Raw genomic sequence first — 26,426 nt, 5'->3', positions numbered from 1 at the left:
CAGTTGTTGTCGTTTTGGGGGCTCAAAACGACAACAACTGCGAGTCAGTTGGGTGGGGGCACCTGGCCGAGCGCCGCAACGTGGCCCGGCTGGCTTAACCCGCCGTTTTGTCGGCCCCCGTTGCTAGGTTTATTGCAGGGCCGGAGGAACAGTCCCCCGGCCCTGCAACTCCTGGGGAGGCCCCATGTTTCTGCTTGAGCCTGATAACGCCGGATCGGCGCCGGACCTGGTGTATTCCGCCACGGACCTGGTGGCTGCCAGCGAATGTGAGTACCGCACGCTGCGCGTTCTCGACGAGAAACTGGGCCGCGCCGAAAAAGCTGTGTTCCCCGCCGACGAGATGCAGGCCAGGGCAGGCGCGCTGGGCGACCGCCACGAGCAGACAGTGTTGGATAGCCTGACCGCAAGGTACGGGACCTGGGACCCCAACCGTGCAACCGGCGTCTACTCCCTGGAGCGGGGCCCGAACCTTCGCGGCGAACTCCAGGCCCGGCATGCCGAGACCGAACTTGCCCTCAGGTCCGGGGCGGACGTGGTGTTCCAGGCAACCTTTTTCGACGGCGAGTTCCTGGGCTACGCGGATTTCCTGGTCAACGAGGCCGCAGGAACGGGAAAAACCGGACGGTACGAAGTCTGGGACACCAAGCTGGCCCGGCATGCCAAGGTGGGGGCCCTCCTGCAGCTGGCTGCCTACGGGGACCAGCTGCTGGGCATGGGACTTGACCCTTCCCCCGTTGTCACCCTGGTGCTGGGCACCCGGGTGGGTTCGGACTGGCTTCGCAGCAGCCACTCGCTGCCGGACCTCCTGCCCGTTTTCCGTGAACGACGGCGGCGCTTCCGCGAACTGACTGCCCGGCACCGGTCTGGTGCCGACCCCGTCCGCTGGCGGCAGCCCGGCGTCGTCCATTGCGGGCGGTGCGACTACTGCGCGGAGCAGGTCCAGGCGCACCGGGACCTGCTGATGGTGGCGGGCATGAGCGTGGTCAGGCGCAGGAAGCTGAATGCGGAAGGCATCGCCACCGTCGACCAGCTCGCTGCGATGCCCGTGGCCGCTGCATCCGGTTCCGTGGCACGGCTGCGTGCACAGGCCAGGATGCAGCTGGGACTGGACGCCCCGGCGGGTTCCAGGACGTACACCAAGGACGGCGACGCGCACACGGTGTCCTATTCCGTGCTGCCGGAGCACACCATCGGGACCCTTCCACCTCCCAGCCCCGGGGACATTTTCTTCGACTTCGAGGGCGACCCCCTCTGGCAGGACCCCGCCACCGGCGCCTGGGGCATCGAGTATCTCTTTGGCGTGATCGAAGCTCCCCCTGCAGGCGCTGATCCGGTGTTCCGCCCGTTCTGGGCGCACTCGCGGTCCGGGGAACGGAAGGCCTTCCTTGAGTTCCTGGCATACGTGGAAGAGCGCCGGTCCCGCTACCCGGACATGCACGTCTACCACTACGCGGCGTACGAAAAAACTGCACTCCGGCACTTGTCCCTGGCCCACCAGGCCGGCGAAGACACCGTGGACGGCTGGCTTCGCGATGGGCTCCTGGTGGATCTCTACGCAACCGTCCGGCATTCGCTGCGGATTTCCGAGCCGTCCTACTCCATCAAAAAGCTCGAGCCGCTGTACATGGGCGACAATCTCCGCTCCGGGGACGTGAAGGACGCCGGCGCATCGGTGGTGGCCTACGCCGCCTACTGCGCCGAACGGGATGCCGGCCACCCGGACGAAGCCGCCACGGTGTTGGCGTCCATCTCGGACTACAACCAGTACGACTGCCTCTCCACCCTTCGGCTGCGCGACTGGCTCCTGGCTGTGGGGGCGACTGCCGACGGCGGCACGCTTTCCGGGGCAGCCACCGGGCACGCTGCGGCCTCGCGCGCGGTATCCGAACGGCCGGCAGCCACGGATGGGCCGGAAGAGAGCGCGGAGGAAGCCAGGCTGCGCGCCTACCTCGCGGACCTGCCGGACAACCGGCCGTGGACGGACGACGAACGGGCCATCGCCATGGTGGCCGCCGCCACCGGCTACCACCGGCGGGAACGCAAGCAGTTCTGGTGGCAGCACTTCGACCGGGTGGAAGCACCGGTGGATGCGTGGTCCGACCAACGGAACGTGTTTGTAGTGGCCTCTGCCGAAATATTGTCGGGCTGGGCGCTGGCCAAACCCCGGGAACGGATGCGCACCCGGGTCCTGAAGCTGCGGGGCACCATGACCGAAGGTTCGGATTTCCGGGCAGGCTCGGCCTGGTGCCGGCTGTACAACGATCCTGCCCCGGACGGCATGGCCGCACCCGACTCGGCCCCGCTGGCCAAGGCCTTCACCTTCGGGACCAGGATCCTCGAACTGGAACCGGCGCCGGACAATCCGGCCCACACGGTGATCACCATCGCCGAGCGCGAAACGGCCAAGGTGCCTGCCTATCCGCACTTTCCGGTGGCACTCACCGAGGACCAGCCCTTGGCCACCGTCAGCATCGAGGCCGCCATCGCCACCATCGCCCGGAGCGTGGGGGCAGCGGTACCGGCGATCCCCGCCCAACCTGGGCTGGACATCCTGCGCAAGCTGCCGCCACGGTTCGTCAGCCTCCCGGGGCCAGTGGAGGTCCGCAACGGCCCCGACGGTGCCGCCGACTACGCCACAGCCATGGTGGAGTCGCTGCTGGATCTGGACCGCTCCTACCTCGCCGTCCAGGGCCCGCCGGGTACCGGCAAAACCTTCGTGGGGGCTCATGTCATCGGCCGACTGGTGGCGGCCGGCTGGAAGATCGGCGTTGTGGGACAATCCCACAACGTGGTGGAAAACCTGCTGTGCCGGGCCATCGACACCGGCGGCGTGGACGCTGCCGTGGTGGCCAAGAAGCTCGCAGCCCCGCACCCTGTCCCCTGGACCCTGACGGGCGACGGCGACGTCTCCCAACTTCTTGCCGCTCCCGGCGGCTGCCTGGTGGGCGGCACCGCGTGGACCATGACCGGCAAGGAAGTGCCGGCGGGTTCCCTGGACCTGCTGGTTATCGACGAAGCCGGGCAGTTCTCACTTGCCAACACATTGGCCGTGTCCATTGCAGCCACCCGGCTGCTCCTCCTGGGTGACCCGCAGCAGTTGCCGCAGGTGACCCAAGGAGCCCACCCCGAGCCGGTGGACGAGTCAGCCCTGGGCTGGCTCGCCGCCGGGCATGCAACGCTGCCGGCCAACCTGGGCTACTTCCTTGCCGACAGCTGGCGGATGCACCCGGAGCTGTGCCGGGCAGTCTCACGCCTGAGCTATGACGGGAAACTGCACTCGGCCCCTGCTGCACTGGGCCGGGACCTTGCGGGGCTGCCGCCGGGAGTGGAAACAGTTTTTGTGGACCACAGCGGCAACACCACCAGTTCGACGGAGGAAGCAGCCGAAATTGTCCGCCAGGCGCATCGGCACCTCGGGCTCAAGTGGACCCCTGCCGCGGACGCCGGCCCCAGGCCGCTGGTGCAGGAGGACCTGCTGGTGGTGGCTGCCTACAACGCCCAGGTCCATCTGGTCCGGAAGCATCTTGAGGATGCAGGGCTGCCGGCTGTCCGGGTGGGTACCGTGGACAAGTTCCAGGGCCAGGAGGCGCCTGTGGTGCTGGTGAGCATGGCGTGTTCGGCCGTGGCGGAGGCGCCGCGCGGTGCCGAGTTCCTGCTGAACCGGAACCGCATCAATGTGGCAGTCTCGCGCGGCCAGTGGCGGGCAGTTGTGGTCCGGTCACCGGAACTCACCAGCTACATGCCGCACCGGCCGGCTGCCCTGGAGGAGCTGGGCGCGTTCATCGGCCTCAGCCCGCGGGAGGGCGCCTAGCTGTACCGGCCCGCTCAGTAAGCCCGGAACCGGCTGAATGTTCCCGAAGCCGCCGTGATGGCATCGTCCACCCGCTCCACCTTCCCGGGGGCGCGACCGGATGTGAGCCAGGCCAAAAGCTTCCGCACCTGGGCCTCCGGCCCTTCGGCCACCACGGCAACGGAACCGTCGTCGAGATTCCGCGCTTCGCCGGTGAGCCCCAACTCCTCGGCCTGGCCCATGGTCCGGTAGCGGAAGCCCACACCCTGGACCACGCCAAACACCCGGGCGTCCAGCCGGATGTTCCCCGGGCCGGGGCCTGCGTTGCCGGCCATGGCGGTCCTTCTTTCAGGTCGCTGCCCGCGCCTCAGCCAGGCAGCGCTGGTGCCGCGTTGCGGCGGAACCGCTGCTGCCTGGGCGGCGAAAGGGTCAGTTGATGGTGATGTCGCGGGTGCTGTGGTTGTACCGGAAGCTGACAGTTCCGCCGTTGTGGTGCAGCTCGTGGTTGGGGCCATCGAAAGCACCATACGCGCCGTAGTTCTCTTCCCAGGACCGGTTCAGGGCGATCTTGAAGGTGTAGAACCCGGCCGGCAGTTCGACACTCTTTTTCCAGAGCTGGTCCAGGAAGTCGAATTCCATCTGCGCTTCGTCATACTGCGGGGCCCAGTTTTCGGGGGCGCCCAGGATGGTGTTGAAGTCGCCGGCAACGGCCACGGCTTCAGGCTGGGGGTGGGTTTCGACGTCCGGGCCTTCAAAGGGCTCGACGGCGGCAGGCGCCACCGCTTCGGCCTTCGCCTTGGCAGGTGACTTGCGCGTGCGGACAGCCTTGACCACGGGCTCGACAGCGTCCTCGATGACCTTTGCAGCCTTCTCAACGACCTCAGCCGCTTTTTTGGCCGGGGTGCGCTTGGTGGGTTTTTTAGCGGGCTCGGCAACTGCTTCTACTGCGGTGGTCCGGCGGACGAATCCTGCCGGCGCGGCGGGAACCGGCGTTCCGGCCGGAACGGGAGCGCCGGCGTCGAGCGCCGAGGCGAAAGTCAGGGCGTCCGGGTACGCAACGGTGGCGCGCATGCCGTCATCGGTGATGGTCCAGCCGGAGCGGCCCTTGACCAGCCAGCCGGCCTTGACCAGCTTGGCCGTGGCAGACGTGAGCGTCTTGTGCCCGCGGGGAATGCCGCCGCTGAGAAGCTCACCTTCGTGATCGTTGAACGGTACGCGTGCCGTCGCTTCAGCGAGGACCTGGCCCGCGTTCAGCACATCACCGGACCACACACCTTCGGTGAGGACGTCCAACACGGTCTTGAGTCGAAGGAAGGTGTTTTCTGCAGTGGACGTGGCCATGGTTCCCCTTGTATAAAAGCGATCGGTCTCTGGCATTTTGCCAACAGCCCGTTACATCTCGCGACTTAAATTGGTTAATTCTGCGTGTCGTGACCGACTGTTAAGCCCAAATAGCGTCAAGTGAGGCGGAGGTCTCGGTATGGGGCCGGCTGCAGGACCCCGGAGTGCCGGAACGGATGCCGCCCCGCAGTCCCAGGACACACCTGTGGCACCAAGTTTAGCGGGATGCAGGCACGCTCAAGGCCAGCCCCGAAGCGCCGTGTCCCACCTGTCACACGGCGCTACTTCCATCCCATTCGGCGGCTGCGGTGACGCCGGAAAACCCTGGACTACGGGTGCGGGACTTCTCCCCCATTGAGCTCTTCCAGAAGTTCCGCTTTCCGCTCCTCAGAAGCGAACGAGGAATGGATGGAGTTCGCTGCCAGCCGGGCCTTGTCGAATTCGGATAGTGCGAAGACGGCTTCAAGCTGGGCAAAGTTGTCGTCCACGTAGCCACCGAAGTACGCGGGATCGTCCGAGTTCACCGAGACGTTCAGGCCTGCGGCCAGCATGGCCGGCAACGGATGGTCAGCCAGCGTATCCACGGCGCGGAGCCGGACGTTGGACAGCGGGCACACCGTCAACGGGATGCGGCCATCCACCAGGCGCTCCACCAGGTCCGGATCATCCATGCAGCGGATGCCATGGTCAATGCGCTCCACTCCCAGCACGTCCAGCGCCTCGATGATATACGACGCCGGGCCCTCCTCGCCTGCGTGGGCCGTCAGCCGAAGGCCCGCTTCGCGCGCCTTCGCGTAGAGCCGCTCGAACTTGGCTGGCGGGTTTCCCACTTCGGCGGAGTCCAGGCCGATGGCGGCAATCGGCGCACCCATCGCCAGCAGGTTGTCCAGGACCTCCAGGGCGGATTCCTCGGACAGGTCACGCAGGAAGGCGGCAATCAGCAGGGTGGAGACACCGAAGTCCTGCTCCGAGGTGGCGAGGACAGACGCGACACCGTTGACACAGGTTTCGAGCGCGACGCCGCGCGAGAGGTGCGCCTGCGGATCCATCATGATCTCGGCATGCCGCACACCGGCGGCCGCAGCACGCTCCAGGTAAGCGCGGGTCATGTCCGCAAAGTCCTGTTCGGTCCGCAGCACGGCCATGTTCGCGTAGTACAGGTCAAGGAAGGACTGCAGGTCCGTGAATTCGTAGCGTTCGCGGAGCTCGTCCAGGCCCGAATAGGGCAACTCGAGGCCATTGCGTTCAGCCAGGGCAAAGATCAGTTCAGGTTGGAGGGTGCCCTCAATGTGCAGGTGCAGTTCCGCGACGGGGAGGAGGCGGGCCGGGACCAGGACGTCGGATTCGGTTTCTTCGGTTCCGGGCATGGCGGTACCAGCCGCAAAGTTTTCCATCCGGTCAGGATATTGCACCCGCGCCGTTCGCGCCCGTCCGGGAGGAGGACCACCAGCAAACACTCAGGATCGGTCTCGATTTGATAACGCCCAGGTGATGTCTTAGCGTGAAATGCATGCCCGCACGGCGGGCGAATGAGTGCCCGGTGCTGCCTACACCAGAACTGCCCAGCGGCAGCAACCGATAATTGACCTCTATTCGTCAAGAGGCGGGCAGTGGCGCGACAACCTCCGGGGACGGAGCCAGCGCTGGTGGGCCTTCAGGAGCATTACCACCATGAACAACACAGCATTCCGTACTGCCGCGCGCCGTGGACTCACTGTCGCCGCCATCTCCGCAGCGGGCCTGGCCCTTTCCACCACAGCCGCAAACGCCAGCGAACCTGCCTCCACGTGGGACTCCCTGGCGCAGTGTGAGAGCGGCGGCAACTGGGCCACCAATACCGGCAATGGCTACACCGGCGGGCTGCAGTTCAGCGCCGGCACCTGGGCCGCGTACGGCGGCACGGGCAGTGCTGCCGACGCCAGCCGCGAGCAGCAAATTGCCGTCGCCGAGAAGGTCCAGGCTGCACAGGGTTGGGGCGCATGGCCGTCCTGCTCATCCCAACTAGGCCTGAGCGGCGGAGCGCCGGCCGCACCGGTACAGGCAGCCCCTGCACAGGCCGCTGCCGTTCAGGCTGCCCCTGTACAGGCAGCTCCCGTTCAGGCGGCTCCGGCACAGGCAGCACCTGTTCAGGCTGCCCCCGTTCAGCCGCAGAGCATCCCGGCCCAGGCGGCTCCCGCACAGGCTCCTGTTGCCGAGGCGCCGGCGCGCCACGCCACGCCGGTTGCCTTGAGCGGCGAGACCTACACCCTTGAAGCCGGCGACACCCTGAGCATCGTGGCCGGCAAGCTCGGCATCGAAGGGGGCTGGCAGCACCTCGCAGACGCCAACCTCGACACGGTGTCCGACCCGAACCTGGTGTTCGCAGGCCAGGTCCTGCAACTCCCTGCCTGACAGCAACGCCTCTGGTGAAGCCCGTTCAGACCCCGGTGGCGCAGCCAGTCCTCTCTGAGGTGCCGACCTCTTTGAAGCTGCTGACTTGGCGGCCCTGACGTGGCGCCCCGGCCCTGGCACAACATCCAGCCTGTAAAGGCTCCCCAAACAGGTCGGCGATAGACAAATTCCGTTGACCGCAAACGACGCCGGCACAACCCCGCAAGGGGCGTGCCGGCGTCGTTCTTTAATGCTGTCTACCCATACTCACGGCGTCCTACCCGGGTGGACGTCCCGGGCCGACGCGGGGGATGCCAGTTGCGGCAGCGGGCTCAGGCGGCAGGCAACTCCCTGACAATGCGCACTTTCCAGGCAGCGTCGTCGCTCGTGTCCAGCAGTGCCACGGTGCCGTGCGCCAGGTTCAGCGCCACCCGCTTGGCGGCCAGCAGCTCCAGGTAGAGGTGCTCATTCATCCTGCTGGGCGTGTCGATCATGTACTTCACAGCGTCGCGGACCTTGCGGTAGTTGGCGCTGCGTTCCCGGTGCAGGTGCATGGCCAGCGCCGCCTCCTGCTCCAGCCGCGGCTCATGCTTGTTGATGAGGCTGACCGCTGCGTGGACTGCGACCACCAGGGTGAGGGACACGCCGTAGATCCACCAGCCGCTGGACAGCAGGAACAGGGGCAGGTTGGCGATGGCCACCACGGCGATGATGACGCGCAGCGCGGCGATCCGGCGCACCGTCCGTGCAACGGCCGCCATGCCCGCCAGGAACCCATTCTGCTCCGTACGGGCGGCCGAAGGATCGATGATGAACTCGTCCAGGACCAGGATGCCATTGGCCTCCGGGGGAAGCATCTGCCCGTAGCGCGGCAGCATTTGGGCGGTGCTTGGGGCAGGAGTTACAGGTGTTATTGTCATGATTAGCTTCCAGGACGCCGGGGTGTTGCGGGTATCTTAGTGTGCGGCGGCACCTCCGGTATGCATGGGTCCACATTGTGAACGCCTTGTCTGTGGAGGTGTGGTCTTCGGCACTGCAATTGGCACATCCGGCCGCTGCCGTCAGACTGAATGGATGCAAACCTTCCTTCCGTACCCCGATTTCCGGCAAAGCGCCGCAGCACTGGACACCGCCCGGCTGGGCAAGCAGCGTGTCGAGGCGCTTCAGACGCTCCGCGCCCTGGTCATTCCCGGATACGGCTGGCAGACCCATCCGGCCGTCCGGATGTGGATGGGCCACGTTCCGGCCCTGACACTTTACGGCCTGGCCATGGTGGATGAGTGGGCCAAACGTGGCCACCCTGACAACACCCGGGCAAACATCACAGAGTTCGCACCCCAGGCCGCACACCCTGATTATGTGGAGAAGATCGCCATGCCCTGGTGGCTGGGCGACGCCGATTTCCACCTGAGCCACCGCTCCAAGCTGGCGCGCAAGGAACCCAAGTTTTACTCCTCCGTTTTCACGGATGCGGTCCCGGACATGGATTACATCTGGCCGCTGCCCAAGCACGAATTCCTGCCGCAGGAACCGGAGGGCGATATTCTTTGGATCCTTCGGGACCCGCACGAGAACATCGATCCGCAGACGCTCGACACCGTCGCTCTTCCGCTGCCCCGGGCTGCTGCTGCGGCAGCCGCCGCAGCAGCAGGTGGGGACGACTACTCCCCCGTCTATGTGGAGGACGGCTCGCGCCGCCCGTCACGCCAGCCGCGGAAGGCACCACCAAAGCAGAAGGTGAAGAAGCCCACCCGCAAGCGGGCTGAGCAGGAAGCTGCGTTCAACACATTCCCCGGCAGGACTCCGGTGGCCGTCCCGTTCGAGGACGGCGCCAAGTTTGCTGTGGGTGAAGTAGTGGGCCGCCCCATCACTCTGGCGGATGGCAGGTTTGGCCGGAACTTCACCGTCAACGAAATCATCGACCGGTCAGCCTTCGCCAACCCGGCGCTCCTGCAGGACCCGCGCGTCCTGTTCCCGGTGGAGGCTCCGTAACCGGTGACCATCCTTTTGGCCGGGTGCGGCGATCTCGGAACCGAGGCGGGCCTGCGGTTCGCCGCGCTCGGCCACCGCGTGGTGGGCTGGCGCCGGACACCCGGCAAACTTCCAGCCGCCATCGAAGGTGTTGCGGCTGACCTATCGGCTCCGGGCCTGCCCTCAGTGCCGACGGATACCACCGTCGTCGTAATTGCCGTCGCTGCCGACTCGCCAACAGAGGACGCATACCGCGCCGCCTATCTGGGCGGTGTGGCGAACGTGCTTGACGCGCTGGAGCGCGACGGCGTCCGGCCGGCCCGGGTGCTTTTTGTATCCTCCACTGCCGTCTACGGTGACGCGGGTGGTGGTTGGGTGGACGAATCCACGCCAACGGCGCCCGGTGGGTTCTCCGGCCGGATCCTCGTCGAAGCCGAGGAACTGCTCAGGACGCGGCTAGCGGGGACGGGCACGGCTCCTGTATCACTGCGGCTGGGCGGTATTTACGGCCCGGGTCGAACGCGGTTGATCGACCAGGTCCGAAGCGGCGCGGCAGTGATTCCCCAAGAGGTCCGCTATACCAACCGGATCCACCGTGACGATGCGGCGGCTGCAGTGGTCCATTTGGCCACCATGGCCGCTGAGCCTGGTCCTGTTTACGTGGGCGTGGATGACGACCCTGCAGAGTTGGGGAGTGTCCTCAGCTTCCTGGCAACTCACATCGGCCTGCCCGAGCCTGCAGTGGGCGACGCGGGGCCGGCCCGCGGCGGAAACAAGCGCTGCAGCAACCATCTGCTGCGGGGCAGCGGCATGGAGTTTGCGTTCCCCTCGTTCCGCGAAGGCTACCGCGAGGTCCTTACGGGGAGCGGCGTCCGGCACCCGTAGCCGAGCTGCCTGGTTGTTTTGGTTTCTTCGCCTATTTCGAGGTCAAAGTTATCCACATACGAAAACTTTGGGGAGAAACTTTAACCCGCGCTTGGGAAAATTGATGTATGGAAGCCCAAGGAGAATGGCCAGGCGAGATTGGCGGCACCGCCCAGCTGTTCCCGCTTGCTCCCCGGGCTGAAGACTTCCGTCACGGCCCGCACAACGCCGGCACTCCCCTCGCAAGTCCCGTCACGCCCCGCCCGTTCCCGGCCAGGTCCCTGGAGCCTGCGCGGGGCGGCTTTCCCCCGCTCTCCTACTCAGAGATGACGCCTCCTGGCCGGGCTTTCGGGTCAGGGGCTACGGCTGGGTCTGGGCCTGCACCCTGGCCCGGGACTGAAGCTGAGACTGCGCCGGCTGCCTGGTCCGAGGTTCGTCCCTCGCCCCCGCCCGCGGCCCCGGCTAAGGAAGAGGCTTGGCCTGCACCCTCGGCACGCGAACGTATGGCTGGATCGTGGTCTGGTCCCCCGCCCGCGGCCCCGGCTGAGGAAGAGGCCTGGGCTGCGCCGGCGCCCACGGCACGGGCACGTGCGGCTGGATCGTGGTCTGGTCCCCCGCCCGTGGCCCCGGCTGAGGAAGAGGCCTGGGCTGCGCCGGCGCCCACGGCACGGGCACGTGCGGCTCAACTCTGGCGTGATCCCGCGTCCGGGTCTGTGCCTAACAGTGAGGCTGAGCGCTGGGCTCGACAAAGTGACGCTACTGGTTTTGCCAACGAATTGGCGCGGCTTGGCCAAGTGCTCGCCGCAGCAGCGGGCGCGGCTCCCGAAGCACTCGCTACTGTGGGCTTTGCAACTGCAGCCGATGTGGCCGGAAGCATCGAAAGCCTCTCGCGGACCGTTGAGTATCTCCAACTACTCGCCGCCGATGCGGTGGATCGGACACGCACCGCGGCCGTTGCAGCAGCCCGCGACAGCCTTGGCGCCTCAGGCAAAGCAGGGTGGGTGACGGGCTGGGACGCCAAAGGTGTTGAAACGCTCAACGAAACAGACGCGGGCTGGCCGCGGGCGGTTGTACCGTCCCCGAATGACGACGGCACCAGAAACACCGCGGAGTTCCTTCGCGTGCGGCTCCGGATCTCCGTCAGGGAAGCCCGGCGCCGGCTCAACCTCGCGCATCAGATCCTCCCCGCCACAACGCTTACCGGAGAACAGCTTCCGGCACCGCTCGAGCACCTTGCAGCGGCTTTTACCAAGGCAGGTACCGGCTGTCCCGGGAACACGTCAATCCCGGCAGAGACTGTCGACCCCGAGGACCTCAATGTTCCCGCGGACACCGCTGCCTCGGAGTCGGCGGCGTCCAAAATTTCCTCGTATGCCGCCACCATCATCGCCTCCACCTTGGACCGGCTTCAGCACAGCGCCAATGCTGAAATCCTCGGACAAGTGGAGCAGCATCTCACGGGCATAGCCAGCAAATCAGACCCGGACGTCCTGGTCCGGGTTGCCCAAAAGTGGGCCGAAACCATCGACGCTGACGGCAGTGAGCCCACAGAAGAAGCCCTGCGCCACACCCAGGGCGCATTCATCCGCAAACAACGGAACGGTCTGCACCACCTCGAAATCTTCGCCACCACGGACCAGTTCGAACACTTCCTCACCGTCATGAACGCAGCCACCAACCCGCGAAGCAGCACGCCCGGCACAGACAGCAGCCCGGACAACCCCAGCTCAGACAGAGGTTGCGCCAGCGAAGCCGTGTCTCCCAACAGTGCCAGCGCCAACGTGTGGCGGGAGGCTGAAGCAAATCTTGAGCGGCGCACGCGCCCGCAGCAACAACTGGATGGCCTCGTCTGTGGCCTCAAAGCCGGGCTGACCACCGCGCTCCTGCCTGTAACGGGCGGCAACCGGCCCCAGATAATAGCGACCATCGACCATAAGGATCTCTTTCCGGTACGGTCTGACGGCGACGATTCCAGCCGGCAGTTCAGCGGATCAAACTTCGGAAAAACCTTTGGCGTCCGTCGCACCACCAATAGTCGCACCACCAATAAGGGCGCCACTACGGCAACGGCCACCCCAGACGCGACGGCCAGCAACGCGAATACCCTGCGAAGCCCTTCCGGAGTTGGTTCCACGAACGGGACAGGGGCTGGGGCGTTTGTGTTCACTGGACCGGTCGCTGCTGCCACCTTGCGGAAGATTGCCTGCGATGCGGACATCATCCCCGTAGTTCTCGGCAGCCGAGGCGAGATTCTCGACGTCGGTCGGAAATCACGTCTGTTCACGCAGGCCCAGCGGCTCGCCCTCATCGCCCGCGACCGGGGTTGCGCCTTTCCTGACTGCACCATTCCGGCGCCTTGGTGCGAAGCCCACCACATCACGTACTGGTCCCAAGGCGGAACCACTGCGGCGGACAATGGTGTCCTGCTCTGCTCACATCATCACCACATCATCCACAAGGAGCTGTGGACCATAACCGTCGCTCACGGCATCCCGACCTTTATACCGCCACGCCATATCGACCCAACCCGAAGCCCACGGCACAACCGCTATTTTAAGCCGCCACCCCCGCCTGAATCAGTGCGGTCAGCCGGCCAGCAAGCAGCAGGCGTTGCCCCGCCAGGCAGCAGGCAGATCAACTAGGCTTCAGTCATGACTGCAACTACCGCCGCAAAGGCCTCTGAACTGCTCCGACTCCACCAGTCTGCCGAAATTCTCCAAGTGGTCAACGTCTGGGATGCCATCAGCGCCAAGGTCATTACGGATGTTCCCGGAACGGTGGCCTTGGCTACTGCCAGCCACTCCATCGCCGCATCGCTGGGCTACGAGGATGGCGAAAACATCCCTGTCGACGAAATGATCACGGCGGTTGGCCGCATCGCTGCAGCTACCCACCTGCCGGTTTCTGCAGATCTTGAGTCCGGCTATGGCAACCCGGGTGAAACAGCACGGCGGGCCATCGGTGTGGGCATCGTGGGGGCAAACATCGAGGACCAGATGCGCCCGCTGGCCGACGCCGTGGAACAGATGTCCGCTGTCGTCAAAGTAGGTGCCGCCGAAGGCGTCGACTTTGTGCTTAACGCCCGGACCGATGCCTTTTTGAAGGCTGAAGACCGTGACCCTGCGGATGTCCTGGCTGACGCCATTGAGCGCGGAAAAGCGTATCTTGAAGCCGGCGCCACCAACGTTTTTGTTCCCGGCCTTCTGGATGAGGCAACAGTCAATGCTTTGGTATCCGGCATCGGATGGAACAAGGTCTCGGTCATCAATGTGCCCGGCTCCCTTGCACCCGCAAAGTTGAAGGAACTGGGTATCTCACGGATCTCCTATGGTCCCTGGACCCAGCGGGTGGCCTTGACTGCTCTGGCCGATGCTGCAGCGGAACTCCTGGCCAACGGCCAACTCCCCGCCGGCACCCGGCCGCTGAACTAAGGTGGGCTCCGCCTGGAGCTTCGTATGGCAGAGACGGTGAACACTGCTGACGAGACCGGCTGGCCAAGCCCGCCACCGCTGTCGGGTTTCCCCATCATGGATCAGCGTTGGGAGGACGCGGTCTTCCTGCACTGGCGGATACCGGAATCAGCGGCCGGCCTCCACATGCCAGCCGGGGTGCGGCCGGACACTTTTGACGGCAGCGCCTGGGTGGGCCTTATTGGTTTCCGGATGCGGCAGGCGGGACTGGGCAGCGGTCCCGGGATCCCGTATTTCGGAAGCTTCAACGAAGTCAACGTCCGCCTGTACTCCCGGGGGCCGGACGGGGTCCGGGGCGTAGTTTTCCGCAGCCTCGATGCCGACCGCCTCGCCGTTGTGATCGCGGCCAGAGCCGCAGGAGTCCCATACGTCTGGTCCCGTATCGGTTACCGGGGTGCGGGGACAGATCAGGGCGCCAGGGGATACACGGTCCGCCGGTTCGGCCAAGACGCCGCCCACAGCACCTTCGACGTAAAGCCGCTCCGCAGTGAAGTGGCCGACGATCCGCTGTCCATCCATCTCACGGCTCGGTTCGGCATGCACAGTGCGTTTAGGGGTAAGTCATTTTATGTTCCCAATACGCATAGGCCTTGGCCTTTGTATCGAGCAAAAGCCGGTTTGATCTCAGATTCCCTGGTGTCCGCAGCAGGACTGGGTGTTTCCGGGCCACCCGAATCAGTGCTGTACTCACCCGGCGTCCACACACAGTTCGGGCGGCCACGCTTGCTCAGTGCAGCTGCCGCCGGGCCGGTCCAGAAGACAACAAGCGGCAGCTAATTGCCCAGCCCTGCTTTGCGGAGTGCTTCCGCCATGGCGGTGTCAGCAGCTGCAGCCTGCGAAGGCCTCGCAGGTACCTGCCGGCGGGGAAGCGGCTTAGCGCTTGCTGTACCTTCCGGACCGCTCGTATCCTTGTGCTGCCCACGGCTGCGCTTGTTTGACCCGCTTCGGTCAGGTCGGGCCGATCCGGTCCCCGACGCCTCCGCGCCGTCCTTTGCCCGGCGGCCGGGACCAGCAGGACGGCCGGGCCGCTGACCGCCGGCGGACGGTTCGTCGTCGAGCCTCAATGCCAGGGAGATCCGCTTCCGCTCCGGGTCAGCCTCCAAGACTTTGACGCGGACCACCTGCCCGGATTTGACCACTTCGCGGGGGTCGGACACAAACCTGTTGGCCAGGGCCGAGACATGGACCAGCCCGTCCTGGTGGACACCGACATCCACGAATGCACCGAACGCCGCAACGTTGGTGACGGTTCCCTCCAGCACCATCCCGGGACGAAGGTCGGAGATCTTCTCAATCCCTTCGGAAAACGTGGCTGCCGCGAAGGCGGGCCGCGGGTCCCGGCCGGGCTTGTCCAGCTCAGCGAGGATGTCTTGAACGGTGGGCAGGCCAAACGCGTCGTCCACAAAGTCCCGCGGATCCAGGGCAGAAGCGGGAGCCGACCCGGCAGCCACCAGGATTTTGCGGGCCACCGAATACGCCTCCGGGTGGACACTTGAGGCATCCAGCGGCTCTTTGCCACCCGTGATCCGCAGGAAGCCTGCGCACTGCTCGAACGCTTTGGCACCCAACCGTGGAACCTTTTTCAGATCAGCACGGCGGGCAAAGGGTCCGTTTTCGTTACGGAACGCCACAATGTTTTCGCTCAGCAAAGGCCCCACGCCGGCCACTCTGGCCAAAAGCGCAGGCGAGGCCGTGTTGACGTCCACGCCCACCGCGTTAACGCAGTCCTCCACGACCGCGTCGAGGCTGCGGTCCAGTTTCGAGGCCGTCACGTCGTGCTGGTACTGGCCCACGCCAATGGATTTGGGGTCAATCTTGACCAACTCGGCCAGTGGGTCCTGGAGCCGCCTCGCAATGGACACGGCGCCGCGAAGGGAAACATCCATACCCGGCAACTCGGCAGCGGCCAGCGCGGAGGCCGAGTAGACGGAGGCACCGGCCTCGGAAACCACGAGTTTCTGAGGTGTCCGGTCCACGTCCGGCAGCTGCTTGATCAGCTCGGCCGCCAGCTTGTCTGTTTCGCGGGATGCCGTCCCGTTGCCGATCGCTATCAGCTCGACGGAGTGCTGCCGCGCCAAACGGACCAGGGCGGCAAGGGACTCATCCCACTTCCGGGCGGGGGCATGGGGGTAGATCGTGTCGGTAGCCACCACCTTGCCGGTCCCGTCCACCACCGCGACTTTGACGCCGGTCCGCAGGCCAGGGTCAAGCCCAAGGGTGGCGCGGTTCCCTGCAGGTGCCGCCAACAGGACGTCGCGCAGGTTTGCGGCGAAAACACGGACTGCTTCGTCCTCCGCCGCAGCAAACATCCGGCCGCGCAGGTCCGCAGTGAGCCGGGCCAGCACGCGGGACTTCCAGGCAATCTGGGCAGTTTGCATCAGCCAGGTGTCGGCTGGCCGGCCGCGCTGGGCAACCCCGAGGCACTTGGCCACCGCCGATTCATAGCGAGTGCGGGCGGCGGTGAGGCCGGCGTCGTCCGAGGGATCCGCCTCGGTGAGGTCCAGTTCCAGCACCCCGTCTTTTTCGCCACGCAGCAGCGCGAGCACGCGGTGGGAGGGCATGCCGGCCGGAGCCTGGGTGAAGTCGAAATAGTCAGCGAACTTTTGGCCATCCGATTCCTTGCCCTTCCGGACGCGGGACACCATACGGCCCTGAGTCCACAACCGCTCGCGCAGGGTGGCTGCGAGATCCGGGTCCTGCGCCACGCGTTCCACCAGGATGGCCCGGGCTCCGGCCAGCGCGGCCGAAGCATCCTCAATGCTGTGTTCGGAGCTCAGGTAGTGTGCCGCTTCGCGCTCCGGATCCAGGTCCGGGCGCTTCAACAACGAGTCAGCCAGCGGCTCGAGCCCTGCCTCCCGCGCAATCTGGGCCTTGGTGCGCCGCTTTGATTTGAACGGAAGGTAGATATCCTCGAGCCGGGATTTGGTGTCCGCGGCAAGGACCGCTGACTTCAATTCAGGGGTCAGCTGACCCTGGGCCTCGATGGCGTCCAGGATTGCCCGACGCCGGTCCGCCAGTTCCCGGAGGTAGCGGAGCCGTTCGTCCAGCTCGCGGAGCTGCGTATCATCAAGCGTCCCGGTGGCTTCCTTGCGGTAGCGGGCAATGAACGGCACGGTTGACCCGCCGTCGAGCAGGTCCACGGCGGCCTTGACCTGCCAGGCTTTGACACCCAGTTCCGTGGCGATCTGGGCGTGGATCGAAGAGTCCGGCCCTGATGCGGCAGACGGTGCGGAGGACGGGGCGTGCGGCAGTTGAGTCACCTGAACATCTTGCCCTACCCGCTCCGCAGGCTCCACCGGAGCCGGGCCGTTGGCGGCATGGTGCAACCGGTAAGGGTATTCCGCTCCCGCCCGCAAAGTGCTGTAGTGGAGGTGCCGTCACAGGCACTTAATGCTCGAGGAAGAGGCCATCATGCGCGAACTGCTTATCGTGTTTCAGGAGGGGTTCGAGGAAGCCAACATCACCGTGACGGTCAACGGCAAAGAGGCGCGCCGCGACCTCGGGGTGTCCACCAACCCCATCCTCGGCATAGCGTCCGAGGTGTCAGTTGAGCTGCCGGCCAAGGGCGCGCAGGTTGGGGTTGAGGTGACTAACCGCGGGCTGAAGGCGATCACAAAAGTGAGCGGCAAGCCCAAAAGCGTCCTCGTCTCAATCGCCGACGGGCGCCTGGTGATGATGGAAGGAACAGGACGCGAGGCTGTGCTGTAACAGGTTCGATCAACACCAAAAATGCTGGAAAAAGGCTGGATTGCGGGGTAAAATTTCATCACCGTCGGCACTCTACGGATACCCGGCGGGCCACCTTGAACACATGCGCCGAAGTCGTCGGATGGCATCGGCATCAGCTGACGGGACAGCACACCGGCCAGCACTAACGACGGCGGCACCCAACTTGGGTGCCGCCGTCGTCATGCCTGTGCTGCTTGTGCCGTGATTACGCCGAGTAGGCCGGGTAATCCGTGTAACCCTCGGCTCCGTCTGCGTAGAACGTGGACGGGTCGGGTTCGTTGAGCGGAAGGCCTTCCTTCCAGCGGCGGGCCAGGTCCGGGTTGGCGATCGCGGGTCGGCCCACCACAACGGCGTCAGCGTGGCCATCCTCCACGAGCGAAACAGCCTCTTCCCTCGACGTGATCACGCCAAAACCGCTGTTGACGAGGAACGTGCCACCGAAGCGGGCACGGAGATCCTGGACCAGCTCACCGGCCGGATCCTGGTGCAGCACGCTGAGGTACGCGAGGTTGAGCGGGGCGATGCTGTCCACCAGCACCTCGTAGGTGGCCCTGATGTCCGCGGCGTCTACCTCGGACGTGCCCTGGACGTTGTGCTCCGGGGAGAGCCGGATGCCGACCCGGTTGGCGCCGAGTGCTGCCACCACGGCGTTGGCCGTCTCGATGACGAAACGCGCCCGGTTTTCCGGCGAGCCGCCATAGCTGTCCGTGCGGACGTTGGTGTTGGGTGCAAGGAATTCGTGCAGCAGGTACCCGTTGGCCGAGTGGAGCTCCACGCCGTCGAATCCTGCTTCGACTGCGTTCAGCGACGCGGTGACGAATTCCTGGATGACGAGGGGAAGTTCGTCAGTGGTCAGTGCGTGCGGCACGGGGTAAGGGAGCTTTCCGAGAGGGGTGCGGACGTCACCCTCGATGGCAACAGCGCTGGGAGCCACGATCTCGTGGCCACCTGTGATGGCCTCGTGCGAGACCCGGCCGCCGTGCATGATCTGCGCGAAGATGCGGCCACCTTCGGCATGTACGGCGTCCGTGACCTTCTTCCAGCCGGCAATCTGCTCATCGGTAACGATCCCAGGCTGGCCCGAGTAAGCCCGTCCGGCGGGCGATGGGTACGTACCTTCGCTGACGATAAGGCCCAAGGAGGCGCGTTGCCGGTAGTGCTCGACGACGAGGGGGCCCGGGATGCCTGCCTCGCCGGAGCGGACACGGGTCAGGGGTGCCATAACCAAACGGTTCGGAAGCTCAAGTTCGCCGAGGGTGAGAGGTGAAAACAGCATGCGCAGATCCTTTCAAAGGCTAAGTTGTTCTGCTTCTGCCAACGGGCGCGCTTGAGCGGCTATTCCGGATGCGACCGGGATCACAGCCCGCACCGGGCCTTGGGTCAGTGGGTTCCGACGACTCCCGGGCAGCCTTGGCCCTGCGGATTTGTGATGCAGTCATCGGCGTAGTTTCTGGTCAGCGAGCGCCAGACGCTGACGGTCCGCGGTGGCGCGCCGAACAAGCCCTGGCCTGGAATGGGCAACGCCGGGCCGGCATTCACTGAGTACGTCCCGCGGAAGGAAGTGGTAAGGACAACCTGGAAGTCACCGGTGGCCATGTACGCGTGACTGGTCCGGGTTGCCTCGCCCCATCGGTCCTGCGGGAGCGGCCCGCCCATGGATGGCTGAGGGCCGAAAACGGTACCGTCGCCGTAGTTCCACGTGTACTGGACTGGAGTAGCCACCACGTGCACCGGCTGGCCGAACATCGTTACATCGAATGCCTGTTCCGTGGTCTCTGCGTAGAAGTTCGTCTCCGCACCCCTGAGTGTGTGTGGGCTTGGTTGGGCAACGACCGTTCCGGCGTTCACTGGCAGATTCTCGAACTGTTGCTGGATGTCCGCTGCGATGCGCAGCAGCACGTCCTCGGGTTGGGCGTCGTAAAGGCAGGTGGGGCCGGAGTAGTAGGACCAGACGGCGCCGGGGACTCCTCTGGGCCGGGACAGCCAGGTTACGGGTATGCCATCCGTACCGTCCGGACCGTTGGTGCAGTCGATTTGCCGTGCAAGGCAGGGGGTATCGAAGTCGCCGCCACCGAGGTGGCATTGGAGTTCGTATTTGTATTCGTTGGGGTTGGTAGGAACGTCGCCGGAGTTGCTGCGCACAACGAGTCCAGTCCCAGGATCAACGACCCAGTTCGTCGCACCGACTCCCACTCCTGTTTCAACATATCCAACGACGATGGGTGGGTCATCAGCTTTCGCTGCCGTAGATGCGAGGCAACTCAGCAGAAGCGCCGAACCCACGACCACAGCTGGAATCAGTTTTGACTTCATAGCTATTTGATGAGGCTTAGTTCAGCAACGGTCCACTCTGAGTTGACGAAGGAAGTGCTGACTCGACTACCGGAATTAGTCGAGGGTGTTGGCGCTTGATACAAGCCTCCGTCGGGCTTGTGGATCTGAATCTCTTGCTGAATGACTTGAACAATTGCATAGCCAGTCGAATCGGTCTCAAGGGTGGCCGTAATGGCAGGCGTCTCAATTTTTCCTCCCGATATCCATCGTTCATCCCTCCATGACGCGGACACCCCTTCGATCAAGCCTTGGCAGAATAGGCAACTTTCTCCACTTGCAGCCATTAGCTCTGCCGTATCTCCCGTTTCGTACGCGTAGCTAAGGGTTTCATACCAGTACCTCGTAAACGCCTCTAGTCCTTCCTTGGTCCGGGTCTTTGCCACTTCCGGAAGCACGGGAACTGGGACGTTTTGGGCCGGACCGGACGCGTCCGCGGGCTTGTAGGCGCCGGACGGGGTGGCCGTGGGGGTAGGGGTGGCACTCAAGGTTGCCGACTCGCTTGGACCCGCCGATGCCGTAACGGACGCACTCGATGTCTGGCCGGGAGATCCGCCGGAGTCGCATCCGGCGAGCACCAGCAGAGACCAAACCAGCAGCGAGCACACCAGCACAGTCAGGGCTCCGGGATTCAGGCCTCGGGGCCAAACAACGCTTGGTGATCTCATGGGCGCTAATCCCCCGAATCGTAAGAACGGCGTCATCCCCCCGAATAGTGCCTTAAGAGTAACCCACGTCACAGTTATGTGATCAAAGTTATCCACAGCCAAAAACACCACTACATTGAGCACTAGACGCAGCCCGTTCGAAACACCCCAGTCAGCACAATCCAACGAAAAGTCCACCACAAGCCAGCGAAAGCCGGCACCCAACGGGCACCGGCTTTCGTCGTCTGAGGGTAATGCCTAAGCCACTACTTTTGCGGCGGTAGCACCAGCTCCCCTGTCTTGTCGGTCGACAAGGCGAGCGAGGATACGTACTGGGGGCCGCCGTCGGGCGCATTTTTGGCAGAACGCACCATGTCGGGCCGTTCGAATTCGATGCCCGTTACGTGGCAGAGGAGCTTGGCGTCACTGGGGTTCCCGTCGGCGTCGAACATGGGCAGATCGATGCCGTCATCCGTGCGGCGTAGGTAGTAGCGGCCTTTCGTGGCCAGTGCGAGCACAGGCGGGAGGACCAACGCCAAACCCACCGCAAAGATGGGCGAGAACGGCTGGATGGCAGTACCGAAGGCTCCGAAGAACACCGCGATCGAAACCCCGGCGGAAACCAGCATGGACACAAATCCCACCGGGTTCACGGCGTAGAGCATGCCGCGGCGGAACTCCGGCACCTTCGGGGAGATCTTCAGCAGGTACTTGTTAATGGCAATGTCAGACGCCACGGTGACAACCCAGGCCATGGCGCAGTTCGCGTAGAACCCGAGGATGGTGTTGAGGAAGCTGAACATGTTGGCTTCCATCAGGACAAGGGCGATCAGCAGGTTGACCACCACGAACACCATCCGCCCCGGGTACGTCTTGGTGATGCGGGTGAAGCTGTTGGTCCACGCGAGGGAGCCTGAGTAGGCGTTGGTGACGTTGATCTTGATCTGCGAGATGACCACCAGCACCACAGCCAAGGTCATGGCGAGCCAAGCCGGCATCATCTCCTGGTACACACCAAGGAACTGGTGCACGGGCTCGTTGGCTGTCGCGGACGCGGCCGGGTCCAGCGACGCAATCAGGTAGATGGCAATGAACATCCCCACAATCTGCTTGATGGCCCCAAAGATGACCCAGCCCGGTCCGGCCAGAATCACTGCCCGCCACCAGGCGCCCTTGTTCGCGGCGGTTTTGGGTGGCATAAAGCGGAGGTAGTCGATCTGCTCGGCGATCTGGGCCATGAGCGACAGGCACACGCCGGCAGCCAGCATCACGGACGCCAGGTTGGGCCCGCCGTCGCCCGACGCCCCGGTGTACGCGAAGAACCCGTCGATGCTCTCAGGGTGTGACATCAGCAGGTACCCCACCGGCACCACCATCAGCAGCAGCCACAAGGGCGTGGTCCACACCTGGAGCTTGGCCAGGGTGTTCATGCCATAGATCACCAACGGGATGATGATCACCGTGGATGCCGCGTACCCCAGCCATTGCGGAATACCGAGTCCCAACTCAAGGCCCTGGGCCATGATCGAGCCCTCCAACGCAAAGAAGATGAAGGTGAAGGTGGCGAAAATGATGTTGGTGACCACTGAGCCGTAGTAGCCAAAGCCGGAACCGCGGGTAATCAGGTCCAGGTCAATGTTGTAGCGCGCTGCGTAGTACGCCAGCGGAAAGCCCGTCGCGAAGATGATGATTGCAGCTACCGCGATGCCAAAAATGGCGTTCACAGTGCCGTAGGCGATGCCGATGTTGGCGCCGATGGAAAAGTCGGCGAGGTAGGCGATGCCGCCCAGCGCACTGGTCGCAACCACGCCGGCGCTCCACTTCCGGTAGGACCGCGGCGCGAACCGAAGCGTATAGTCCTCCAGGCTCTCTTTCGTGGCATTCAGCGCGGCCGCGTTCATTACGGTTTCAGTCGCGGGTGAAGGCCCGACGCCGGAAGGTCCAGGAGGCATCACCGGTTCCAGCAGTTGCGTATTGAGTTTATCGCTGGTCATATTGCGCGTCGCTTTCGTCGCCGGATTGGGTCTGCTGCGACGTTATCCAGCGCGGGATACGGGCTGGTCACAGGCCTGTTTCGGCCGCGTTAAGAACTTCCGGGACGGGAGTCTCACTTTTGCGGGCCCCGCAAAACAACCAGGCGCTGGATTCGAATTTCATCAAAAACCCTAGCCAATTTCTACAAGTCGTAGAAGAATGGGGGCATGATGTTTGAACATAAGGATGGCAATCCGGTCCTGGACCTCACCGACGACCAGTCCTGGCATCTGGTGGACAACACCAGGCACGGGCGGCTGGTGGTTTCCGTTGCCGGCGAACCAGATATCTTCCCCGTGAATTACGTGACCGCCGCGAGGAAGATCTACCTGCGGACCGCCCCGGGCAATAAGCTCGCCCAACTCACCATCAACGACGCCGTACTTTTTGAAGCCGACGGTGTCCTCTCCGACGAAGCCTGGTCCGTAGTGGTCCGGGGCAAGGCAAGGGTGCTGAACACCTCCGCCGACTTGGCTCCCGTGGAAGAGCTTGGCCTCCAGTCCTGGGTGCCAACACTGAAGGACTTCTACGTCGAGATTGTGCCGGCGTCCGTGAGCGGCAGGCATTTCCAGCTCGGCCAGCAGCCGGAACGAGAGATCTAAAGCCCCGTGACCACCTAACGGACTGGCCATGTCGGACAAGCTCACACCCCAGCAGCGCAGCTGGAACATGTCCAGAATCCGCGGCAAAAACACCAAACCGGAGTTGCTGGTACGCCGGCTGGTGCACGCCAAAGGCTACCGGTTCCGTCTCCATGGGAGGTCCGGGTCGGTCCGGCTCCCTGGCAGGCCTGACCTTGTATTCGCAGGCCGGCGCAAGGTCATCTTCGTCAACGGCTGCTTCTGGCACTTCCACGACTGCCGCGTGGGCCAGCACGCACCGAAGGCCAACGCCGAATTCTGGGCGGCCAAGCGGTCCCGGACACGGGAGCGGGACGCGGAGCAGCGGAAACAACTCCAGAAGGCGGGCTGGGATGTCCTCACAGTGTGGGAATGCGAGCTCAGGGACAGCTCAGCGCTGGAGTCAACACTGGAGAATTTCCTGGATTCCCGGACCTGACGCCGCAATCTTGAGCCAATCCTGGGCTCCGGCGCCCAGGTTCTTGATGCGTGCCGGACACAATGGTGCTTGTGGTCCTGCGTGGGGATCACCAACCAGAGTCCGGAGCCCCGTAATCCCAGTAATCCCCGAGTGCCGGCTAGCTCCTTCGAGCCAGGAGCGCGGCTTTCAGCGCAGTCGCCGACGATTCACTGCTGTTGATCCGCCAGTCCGCTTCCTTCTGCAGATGGAACCACACAAAACCCATAACGTCCGGCTGACTGGCAAGGTACGCCACCAGGTCCCTGTTCCAGGCCGCTTTGGAACCACCCAACTCACTGGCTGCAGTCTCCGCTACAAGTATCGGACTGCCCGGCGCCAACGTCCGCAGCTGGGCAATACCCGGGCTGAACAGGTCCTGCGGCGAGACCCAACTGCTCCAGGCGGCGGACGTCCCCCAGTTGTAGCCGTCCAGCGCCACAACGTCGACGTACCCGGCTCCCGGATACAACCCGGTAAGGTCCGTGGAACCCCAGTAGGGAACGTTGGGCGACCAGACCCATTGCACGTTCGCCGCACCCTGTGCCGCCACCACGTCATGGACGTGCCGCCACGCGGACACGTAGTCGCCGGCCTGATTGCTGTTGACGCCTTCAGCCCATGGGTACCAATTTCCGTTCATTTCGTGGGCGAACCGCAGCATCACCGGTTTGCCCCACGAGGCCAGCGACTGTCCCCATGCACGGATGTGGGCGTCAAAATCTCCCGCGGTGATCCGGTCGAGGGAAAAGGCGGGCTGCTCAACGCCGCCGCCCCAGGCCCACGGTTCCCAGGTGAGCAATGCCGTGGCGCCGCGGGCCGAAACCGCATCCAGCTCGGCCAGCGGCGGTGCCTGCAGGAAGTCTTTGTACATCAGGACCATGGAGGGGCTCTCCCCCGCCAGCACGCCCACAGCATCGAGTTCCGCCCCGGCGGAGGCCCCACCCTGAGTCGCCACACCAAAGCGGAGTTTCGCCGAGCTGATCACAGGAGGTTGCGGCTCGGTCACCACCGCGGGCTGCACAACAAACAGCGCCGACGCTTTAGTGGCCGACGTCTTGGCGGTGACTGTGAGGCTGCCGGTGGCTCCAGCGGGGATCACAATCCCCGTGCTGAATGAGCCTGTGCCGGATGTCTTGAAGGAAAATGAGCTGGCGCCCGCTGTGACGGTTCCACTGGTGGAGGCTTTGAAGCCCGTCCCGGTCGCCGTAACCGCGGAGCCGGCAGGACCGGACCCCGGACTTAGCGTGACCTGGGCAGCCGGTGCCGCAGCGGCCGGCGCGATGCCGGACACCCCGGACACCACCAGGACCGTCCCGGCAAGCAACCCAGCAACAACGGTTTTCAGCGATCGGATCATGGCAGTTGTCCCCAGTCAGCCGGCAGCAAAAAGCCGCCATTTTTGGTGCGGAAAGCACTGGGTTCGATATTAGGGGTAAAAGCCGCAGTCTTATCAAGAAACCCACAATTATTCGCTGAAAACCTGACCCGCCAAGGCCATCCACCTAACCTGAAGAAGAGCAAATGACCCCGTTGATTCCCTGGTTTCCCCGACGCCGATCACCACCGGAAAGGACCGTTTTGAGCACCTCAGATGACACCCCGCGGCCACTGGTGGACCAGTCCGTACTGGACCGGCTGCGGGAAGAGCTGGAGGACGACGGCGGCTACAGCAAGGTCTTTGTGGGCCACTTCATCGAATACCTTCCCCAGCGGATAAGCCGCCTGCGGCTCGCCCTCACCACGGGAGACCTCGAGGGCTCAGTGGACGCGGTCCTCAGCCTCAAAACGTCCAGCCAGATGGTGGGCGCGGAACGCCTGGCAGGACTGGCGCTGGACCTCGAAGGCGAAATCCGGCGGGGCGCCCGGAGCGGCGACATCGCGGTGGTGCTGCCAAACCTGGCAGCGACGTTCCTGCGGCCCATCGACCACTGCGGCCGGCAGACCATCCACAGGCTACAGTCTCAGTGCTCGCCGGGAGCCAGGCGGTAACCCACACCGCGTACAGTCTGGAGCCAGCGCGGGCTTTGCGGCGAATCGCCCAGCTTTTTGCGCAGGTTGCCCATGTGGACTTCCACGGATCGTTCGTCGGATTCGCTGATGTAACTTCCGACGTCGTAATCCTCGTCCCGCAGCCGACGCACCAGATCCGCCTTGGTCCGGACAGTCCGGCCGGCTTCCAGCAGCGCGTGCAGGAGTTCGAATTCCGTCCGGGTCAGGTTCATTTCCGTCCCATCCACCAGCACAGTCCGGGACGCGTAGCTCAGGTCAAGGCCGTTGTGGCTGAAATTGCCCCGTTCGGGCCGCACGTGGTTGTTGGCGGACACCTCAGGCGCTGACGTGTCCGTTGCCTCCGCTGCGGACCTGGGCCGGCGCATCATCGCAGCAACGCGGGCCCGGAGCTCGCGGGGCCGGAACGGCTTGGTGAGGTAGTCATCGGCGCCGGATTCCAGGCCGATCAAAGTATCGAGTTCCTCGGTGCGGGCCGTCAGCATCACGATGTAGGCGTCCGAGAACTCACGGATCTGCCTCGACACTTCGAAACCGTCGATGTCGGGCAGGCCCAGGTCGAGTGTAATCACGTCGGGGTTCAGGGTTTTAGCCACCAGGACGCCTTCTGCGCCCGTGCTGGCTACCGTCACCTCAAAGCCGGCCTGGGTCAGCACAGTGCGGACCAGTTCCCGGATATCGTGATCATCCTCAATGACAAGTCCCACACGTGCTTCACTCATAGTGTCCCCTCAGCAGCCAACGTCTGAAGTATAGCCCGGTGCGGATATATCCTGCTTGTATGGTCCTGCA

The 26,426-nt window shown here is 64.5% G+C and carries 22 protein-coding genes; 11 read left to right on the top strand and 11 right to left on the bottom strand.

Features of this window, described 5'->3' with window-relative positions; translation table 11 throughout:
• Window positions 1-184 precede the first annotated feature (184 nt).
• Window positions 185-3,811 (top strand): TM0106 family RecB-like putative nuclease, encoded by a 3,627-nt coding sequence (locus ASF72_RS02250; RefSeq protein ID WP_056596177.1) that lies wholly within the window; start codon window positions 185-187, stop codon window positions 3,809-3,811.
• 14 nt (window positions 3,812-3,825) lie between these two features.
• On the opposite strand, the gene ASF72_RS02245 is transcribed toward ASF72_RS02250, so the two are convergent.
• The 3 genes from ASF72_RS02245 to ASF72_RS02235 form a co-directional block, all read right to left on the bottom strand.
• Window positions 3,826-4,125 (bottom strand): acylphosphatase, encoded by a 300-nt coding sequence (locus ASF72_RS02245; RefSeq protein WP_056596174.1) that lies wholly within the window; start codon window positions 4,123-4,125, stop codon window positions 3,826-3,828.
• 94 nt (window positions 4,126-4,219) lie between these two features.
• Window positions 4,220-5,131 (bottom strand): pullulanase X25 domain-containing protein, encoded by a 912-nt coding sequence (locus ASF72_RS02240; protein WP_056596172.1) that lies wholly within the window; start codon window positions 5,129-5,131, stop codon window positions 4,220-4,222.
• Between the two features lie 329 nt (window positions 5,132-5,460).
• The gene (locus tag ASF72_RS02235; protein WP_050683979.1) at window positions 5,461-6,498 is read right to left on the bottom strand and encodes an adenosine deaminase; all 1,038 of its coding nucleotides are present in this window, start codon (window positions 6,496-6,498) and stop codon (window positions 5,461-5,463) included.
• Window positions 6,499-6,802: 304 nt separating this feature from the next.
• Here ASF72_RS02235 and ASF72_RS02230 point away from each other — a divergent pair, with 304 nt between their 5' ends.
• Complete coding sequence (locus ASF72_RS02230; protein ID WP_056596170.1) at window positions 6,803-7,522, top strand: LysM peptidoglycan-binding domain-containing protein; 720 nt, start codon at window positions 6,803-6,805, stop codon at window positions 7,520-7,522.
• Between the two features lie 311 nt (window positions 7,523-7,833).
• Here ASF72_RS02230 and ASF72_RS02225 read toward each other — a convergent pair whose 3' ends face one another.
• Window positions 7,834-8,421: a hypothetical protein gene (locus tag ASF72_RS02225; protein ID WP_050683918.1), complete on the bottom strand. Its 588-nt coding sequence runs from the start codon at window positions 8,419-8,421 to the stop codon at window positions 7,834-7,836.
• Window positions 8,422-8,575: 154 nt separating this feature from the next.
• Here ASF72_RS02225 and ASF72_RS02220 point away from each other — a divergent pair, with 154 nt between their 5' ends.
• From ASF72_RS02220 to ASF72_RS19900, 5 genes are all read left to right on the top strand, one after another.
• On the top strand, window positions 8,576-9,493 hold the full coding sequence (locus ASF72_RS02220) for an MSMEG_6728 family protein (protein WP_056596168.1): 918 nt from the start codon (window positions 8,576-8,578) through the stop codon (window positions 9,491-9,493).
• 3 nt (window positions 9,494-9,496) lie between these two features.
• The gene (locus ASF72_RS02215; RefSeq protein ID WP_056596164.1) at window positions 9,497-10,357 is read left to right on the top strand and encodes an SDR family oxidoreductase; all 861 of its coding nucleotides are present in this window, start codon (window positions 9,497-9,499) and stop codon (window positions 10,355-10,357) included.
• 773 nt (window positions 10,358-11,130) lie between these two features.
• On the top strand, window positions 11,131-12,978 hold the full coding sequence (locus ASF72_RS02210) for an HNH endonuclease signature motif containing protein (protein ID WP_327019586.1): 1,848 nt from the start codon (window positions 11,131-11,133) through the stop codon (window positions 12,976-12,978).
• 9 nt (window positions 12,979-12,987) lie between these two features.
• A complete protein-coding gene (locus tag ASF72_RS02205; protein ID WP_056596158.1) occupies window positions 12,988-13,767 on the top strand; it encodes an isocitrate lyase/PEP mutase family protein in 780 nt (259 codons plus the stop codon).
• 24 nt (window positions 13,768-13,791) lie between these two features.
• Window positions 13,792-14,583, top strand: a complete 792-nt coding sequence (locus ASF72_RS19900) for a YqjF family protein (RefSeq protein WP_327019585.1) — start codon at window positions 13,792-13,794, stop codon at window positions 14,581-14,583.
• On the opposite strand, the gene ASF72_RS02195 is transcribed toward ASF72_RS19900, so the two are convergent.
• On the bottom strand, window positions 14,580-17,066 hold the full coding sequence (locus ASF72_RS02195; protein WP_056596155.1) for a Tex family protein: 2,487 nt from the start codon (window positions 17,064-17,066) through the stop codon (window positions 14,580-14,582). The genes ASF72_RS19900 and ASF72_RS02195 overlap by 4 nt on opposite strands.
• A gap of 130 nt (window positions 17,067-17,196) precedes the next feature.
• Between ASF72_RS02195 and ASF72_RS02190 the strand changes: the two genes are divergently transcribed.
• A complete protein-coding gene (locus ASF72_RS02190; protein WP_050683925.1) occupies window positions 17,197-17,514 on the top strand; it encodes a hypothetical protein in 318 nt (105 codons plus the stop codon).
• A 226-nt stretch (window positions 17,515-17,740) separates the two neighbouring features.
• On the opposite strand, the gene ASF72_RS02185 is transcribed toward ASF72_RS02190, so the two are convergent.
• The 4 genes from ASF72_RS02185 to ASF72_RS02175 all read right to left on the bottom strand — a co-directional run bounded on the left by ASF72_RS02185 (window position 17,741) and on the right by ASF72_RS02175 (window position 22,507).
• Window positions 17,741-18,811, bottom strand: coding sequence for an alkene reductase (locus tag ASF72_RS02185; protein ID WP_050683926.1), 1,071 nt, complete (start codon window positions 18,809-18,811; stop codon window positions 17,741-17,743).
• Window positions 18,812-18,915: 104 nt separating this feature from the next.
• Window positions 18,916-19,677: a hypothetical protein gene (locus tag ASF72_RS20890; RefSeq protein WP_235504635.1), complete on the bottom strand. Its 762-nt coding sequence runs from the start codon at window positions 19,675-19,677 to the stop codon at window positions 18,916-18,918.
• Between the two features lie 173 nt (window positions 19,678-19,850).
• Window positions 19,851-20,534, bottom strand: a complete 684-nt coding sequence (locus ASF72_RS20885; RefSeq protein WP_082483977.1) for a DUF6318 family protein — start codon at window positions 20,532-20,534, stop codon at window positions 19,851-19,853.
• A 245-nt stretch (window positions 20,535-20,779) separates the two neighbouring features.
• Window positions 20,780-22,507 (bottom strand): purine-cytosine permease family protein, encoded by a 1,728-nt coding sequence (locus ASF72_RS02175; protein ID WP_056596153.1) that lies wholly within the window; start codon window positions 22,505-22,507, stop codon window positions 20,780-20,782.
• A gap of 207 nt (window positions 22,508-22,714) precedes the next feature.
• Here ASF72_RS02175 and ASF72_RS02170 point away from each other — a divergent pair, with 207 nt between their 5' ends.
• Both ASF72_RS02170 and ASF72_RS02165 read left to right on the top strand, forming a co-directional pair.
• Complete coding sequence (locus ASF72_RS02170) at window positions 22,715-23,149, top strand: pyridoxamine 5'-phosphate oxidase family protein (RefSeq protein ID WP_050683928.1); 435 nt, start codon at window positions 22,715-22,717, stop codon at window positions 23,147-23,149.
• A 28-nt stretch (window positions 23,150-23,177) separates the two neighbouring features.
• Window positions 23,178-23,606, top strand: coding sequence for a very short patch repair endonuclease (locus ASF72_RS02165; RefSeq protein WP_056596150.1), 429 nt, complete (start codon window positions 23,178-23,180; stop codon window positions 23,604-23,606).
• Between the two features lie 139 nt (window positions 23,607-23,745).
• Here the strand turns inward: ASF72_RS02165 and ASF72_RS02160 are convergent, their stop codons facing one another.
• Window positions 23,746-24,984, bottom strand: coding sequence for a glycoside hydrolase family 26 protein (locus ASF72_RS02160; protein ID WP_056596147.1), 1,239 nt, complete (start codon window positions 24,982-24,984; stop codon window positions 23,746-23,748).
• 221 nt (window positions 24,985-25,205) lie between these two features.
• Between ASF72_RS02160 and ASF72_RS02155 the strand changes: the two genes are divergently transcribed.
• Window positions 25,206-25,616 (top strand): Hpt domain-containing protein, encoded by a 411-nt coding sequence (locus ASF72_RS02155; protein ID WP_050683931.1) that lies wholly within the window; start codon window positions 25,206-25,208, stop codon window positions 25,614-25,616.
• On the opposite strand, the gene ASF72_RS02150 is transcribed toward ASF72_RS02155, so the two are convergent.
• Entirely contained in the window at window positions 25,589-26,356 is a 768-nt protein-coding gene (locus tag ASF72_RS02150; RefSeq protein WP_197273498.1) for a response regulator transcription factor, read from the bottom strand. The two genes, ASF72_RS02155 and ASF72_RS02150, sit on opposite strands and share 28 nt — an antisense overlap.
• Window positions 26,357-26,426 lie beyond the last annotated feature (70 nt).

The sequence above is a fragment of the Arthrobacter sp. Leaf141 genome (genome assembly GCF_001424565.1).
Lineage (GTDB): Bacteria > Actinomycetota > Actinomycetes > Actinomycetales > Micrococcaceae > Arthrobacter.
The sequence above is the reverse complement of the archived record's forward strand: the minus strand, read 5'-3'. Positions and strand labels throughout refer to the sequence as shown.

Bases quoted from the DNA above. Each gene is read 5' to 3' on its own strand.
- ASF72_RS02160 (WP_056596147.1), bottom strand. From the start codon at position 24,984: ATGATCCGATCGCTGAAAACCGTTGTTGCTGGGTTGCTTGCCGGGACG.
- ASF72_RS19900 (WP_327019585.1), top strand. From the start codon at position 13,792: ATGGCAGAGACGGTGAACACTGCTGACGAGACCGGCTGGCCAAGCCCG.
- ASF72_RS02175 (WP_056596153.1), bottom strand. From the start codon at position 22,507: ATGACCAGCGATAAACTCAATACGCAACTGCTGGAACCGGTGATGCCT.
- ASF72_RS02225 (WP_050683918.1), bottom strand. From the start codon at position 8,421: ATGACAATAACACCTGTAACTCCTGCCCCAAGCACCGCCCAAATGCTG.
- ASF72_RS02165 (WP_056596150.1), top strand. From the start codon at position 23,178: ATGTCGGACAAGCTCACACCCCAGCAGCGCAGCTGGAACATGTCCAGA.
- ASF72_RS02220 (WP_056596168.1), top strand. From the start codon at position 8,576: ATGCAAACCTTCCTTCCGTACCCCGATTTCCGGCAAAGCGCCGCAGCA.
- ASF72_RS02170 (WP_050683928.1), top strand. From the start codon at position 22,715: ATGATGTTTGAACATAAGGATGGCAATCCGGTCCTGGACCTCACCGAC.
- ASF72_RS02240 (WP_056596172.1), bottom strand. From the start codon at position 5,131: ATGGCCACGTCCACTGCAGAAAACACCTTCCTTCGACTCAAGACCGTG.
- ASF72_RS02245 (WP_056596174.1), bottom strand. From the start codon at position 4,125: ATGGCCGGCAACGCAGGCCCCGGCCCGGGGAACATCCGGCTGGACGCC.
- ASF72_RS20885 (WP_082483977.1), bottom strand. From the start codon at position 20,534: ATGAGATCACCAAGCGTTGTTTGGCCCCGAGGCCTGAATCCCGGAGCC.
- ASF72_RS02230 (WP_056596170.1), top strand. From the start codon at position 6,803: ATGAACAACACAGCATTCCGTACTGCCGCGCGCCGTGGACTCACTGTC.
- ASF72_RS02150 (WP_197273498.1), bottom strand. From the start codon at position 26,356: ATGAGTGAAGCACGTGTGGGACTTGTCATTGAGGATGATCACGATATC.
- ASF72_RS02250 (WP_056596177.1), top strand. From the start codon at position 185: ATGTTTCTGCTTGAGCCTGATAACGCCGGATCGGCGCCGGACCTGGTG.
- ASF72_RS02205 (WP_056596158.1), top strand. From the start codon at position 12,988: ATGACTGCAACTACCGCCGCAAAGGCCTCTGAACTGCTCCGACTCCAC.
- ASF72_RS02190 (WP_050683925.1), top strand. From the start codon at position 17,197: ATGCTCGAGGAAGAGGCCATCATGCGCGAACTGCTTATCGTGTTTCAG.
- ASF72_RS02185 (WP_050683926.1), bottom strand. From the start codon at position 18,811: ATGCTGTTTTCACCTCTCACCCTCGGCGAACTTGAGCTTCCGAACCGT.
- ASF72_RS02235 (WP_050683979.1), bottom strand. From the start codon at position 6,498: ATGCCCGGAACCGAAGAAACCGAATCCGACGTCCTGGTCCCGGCCCGC.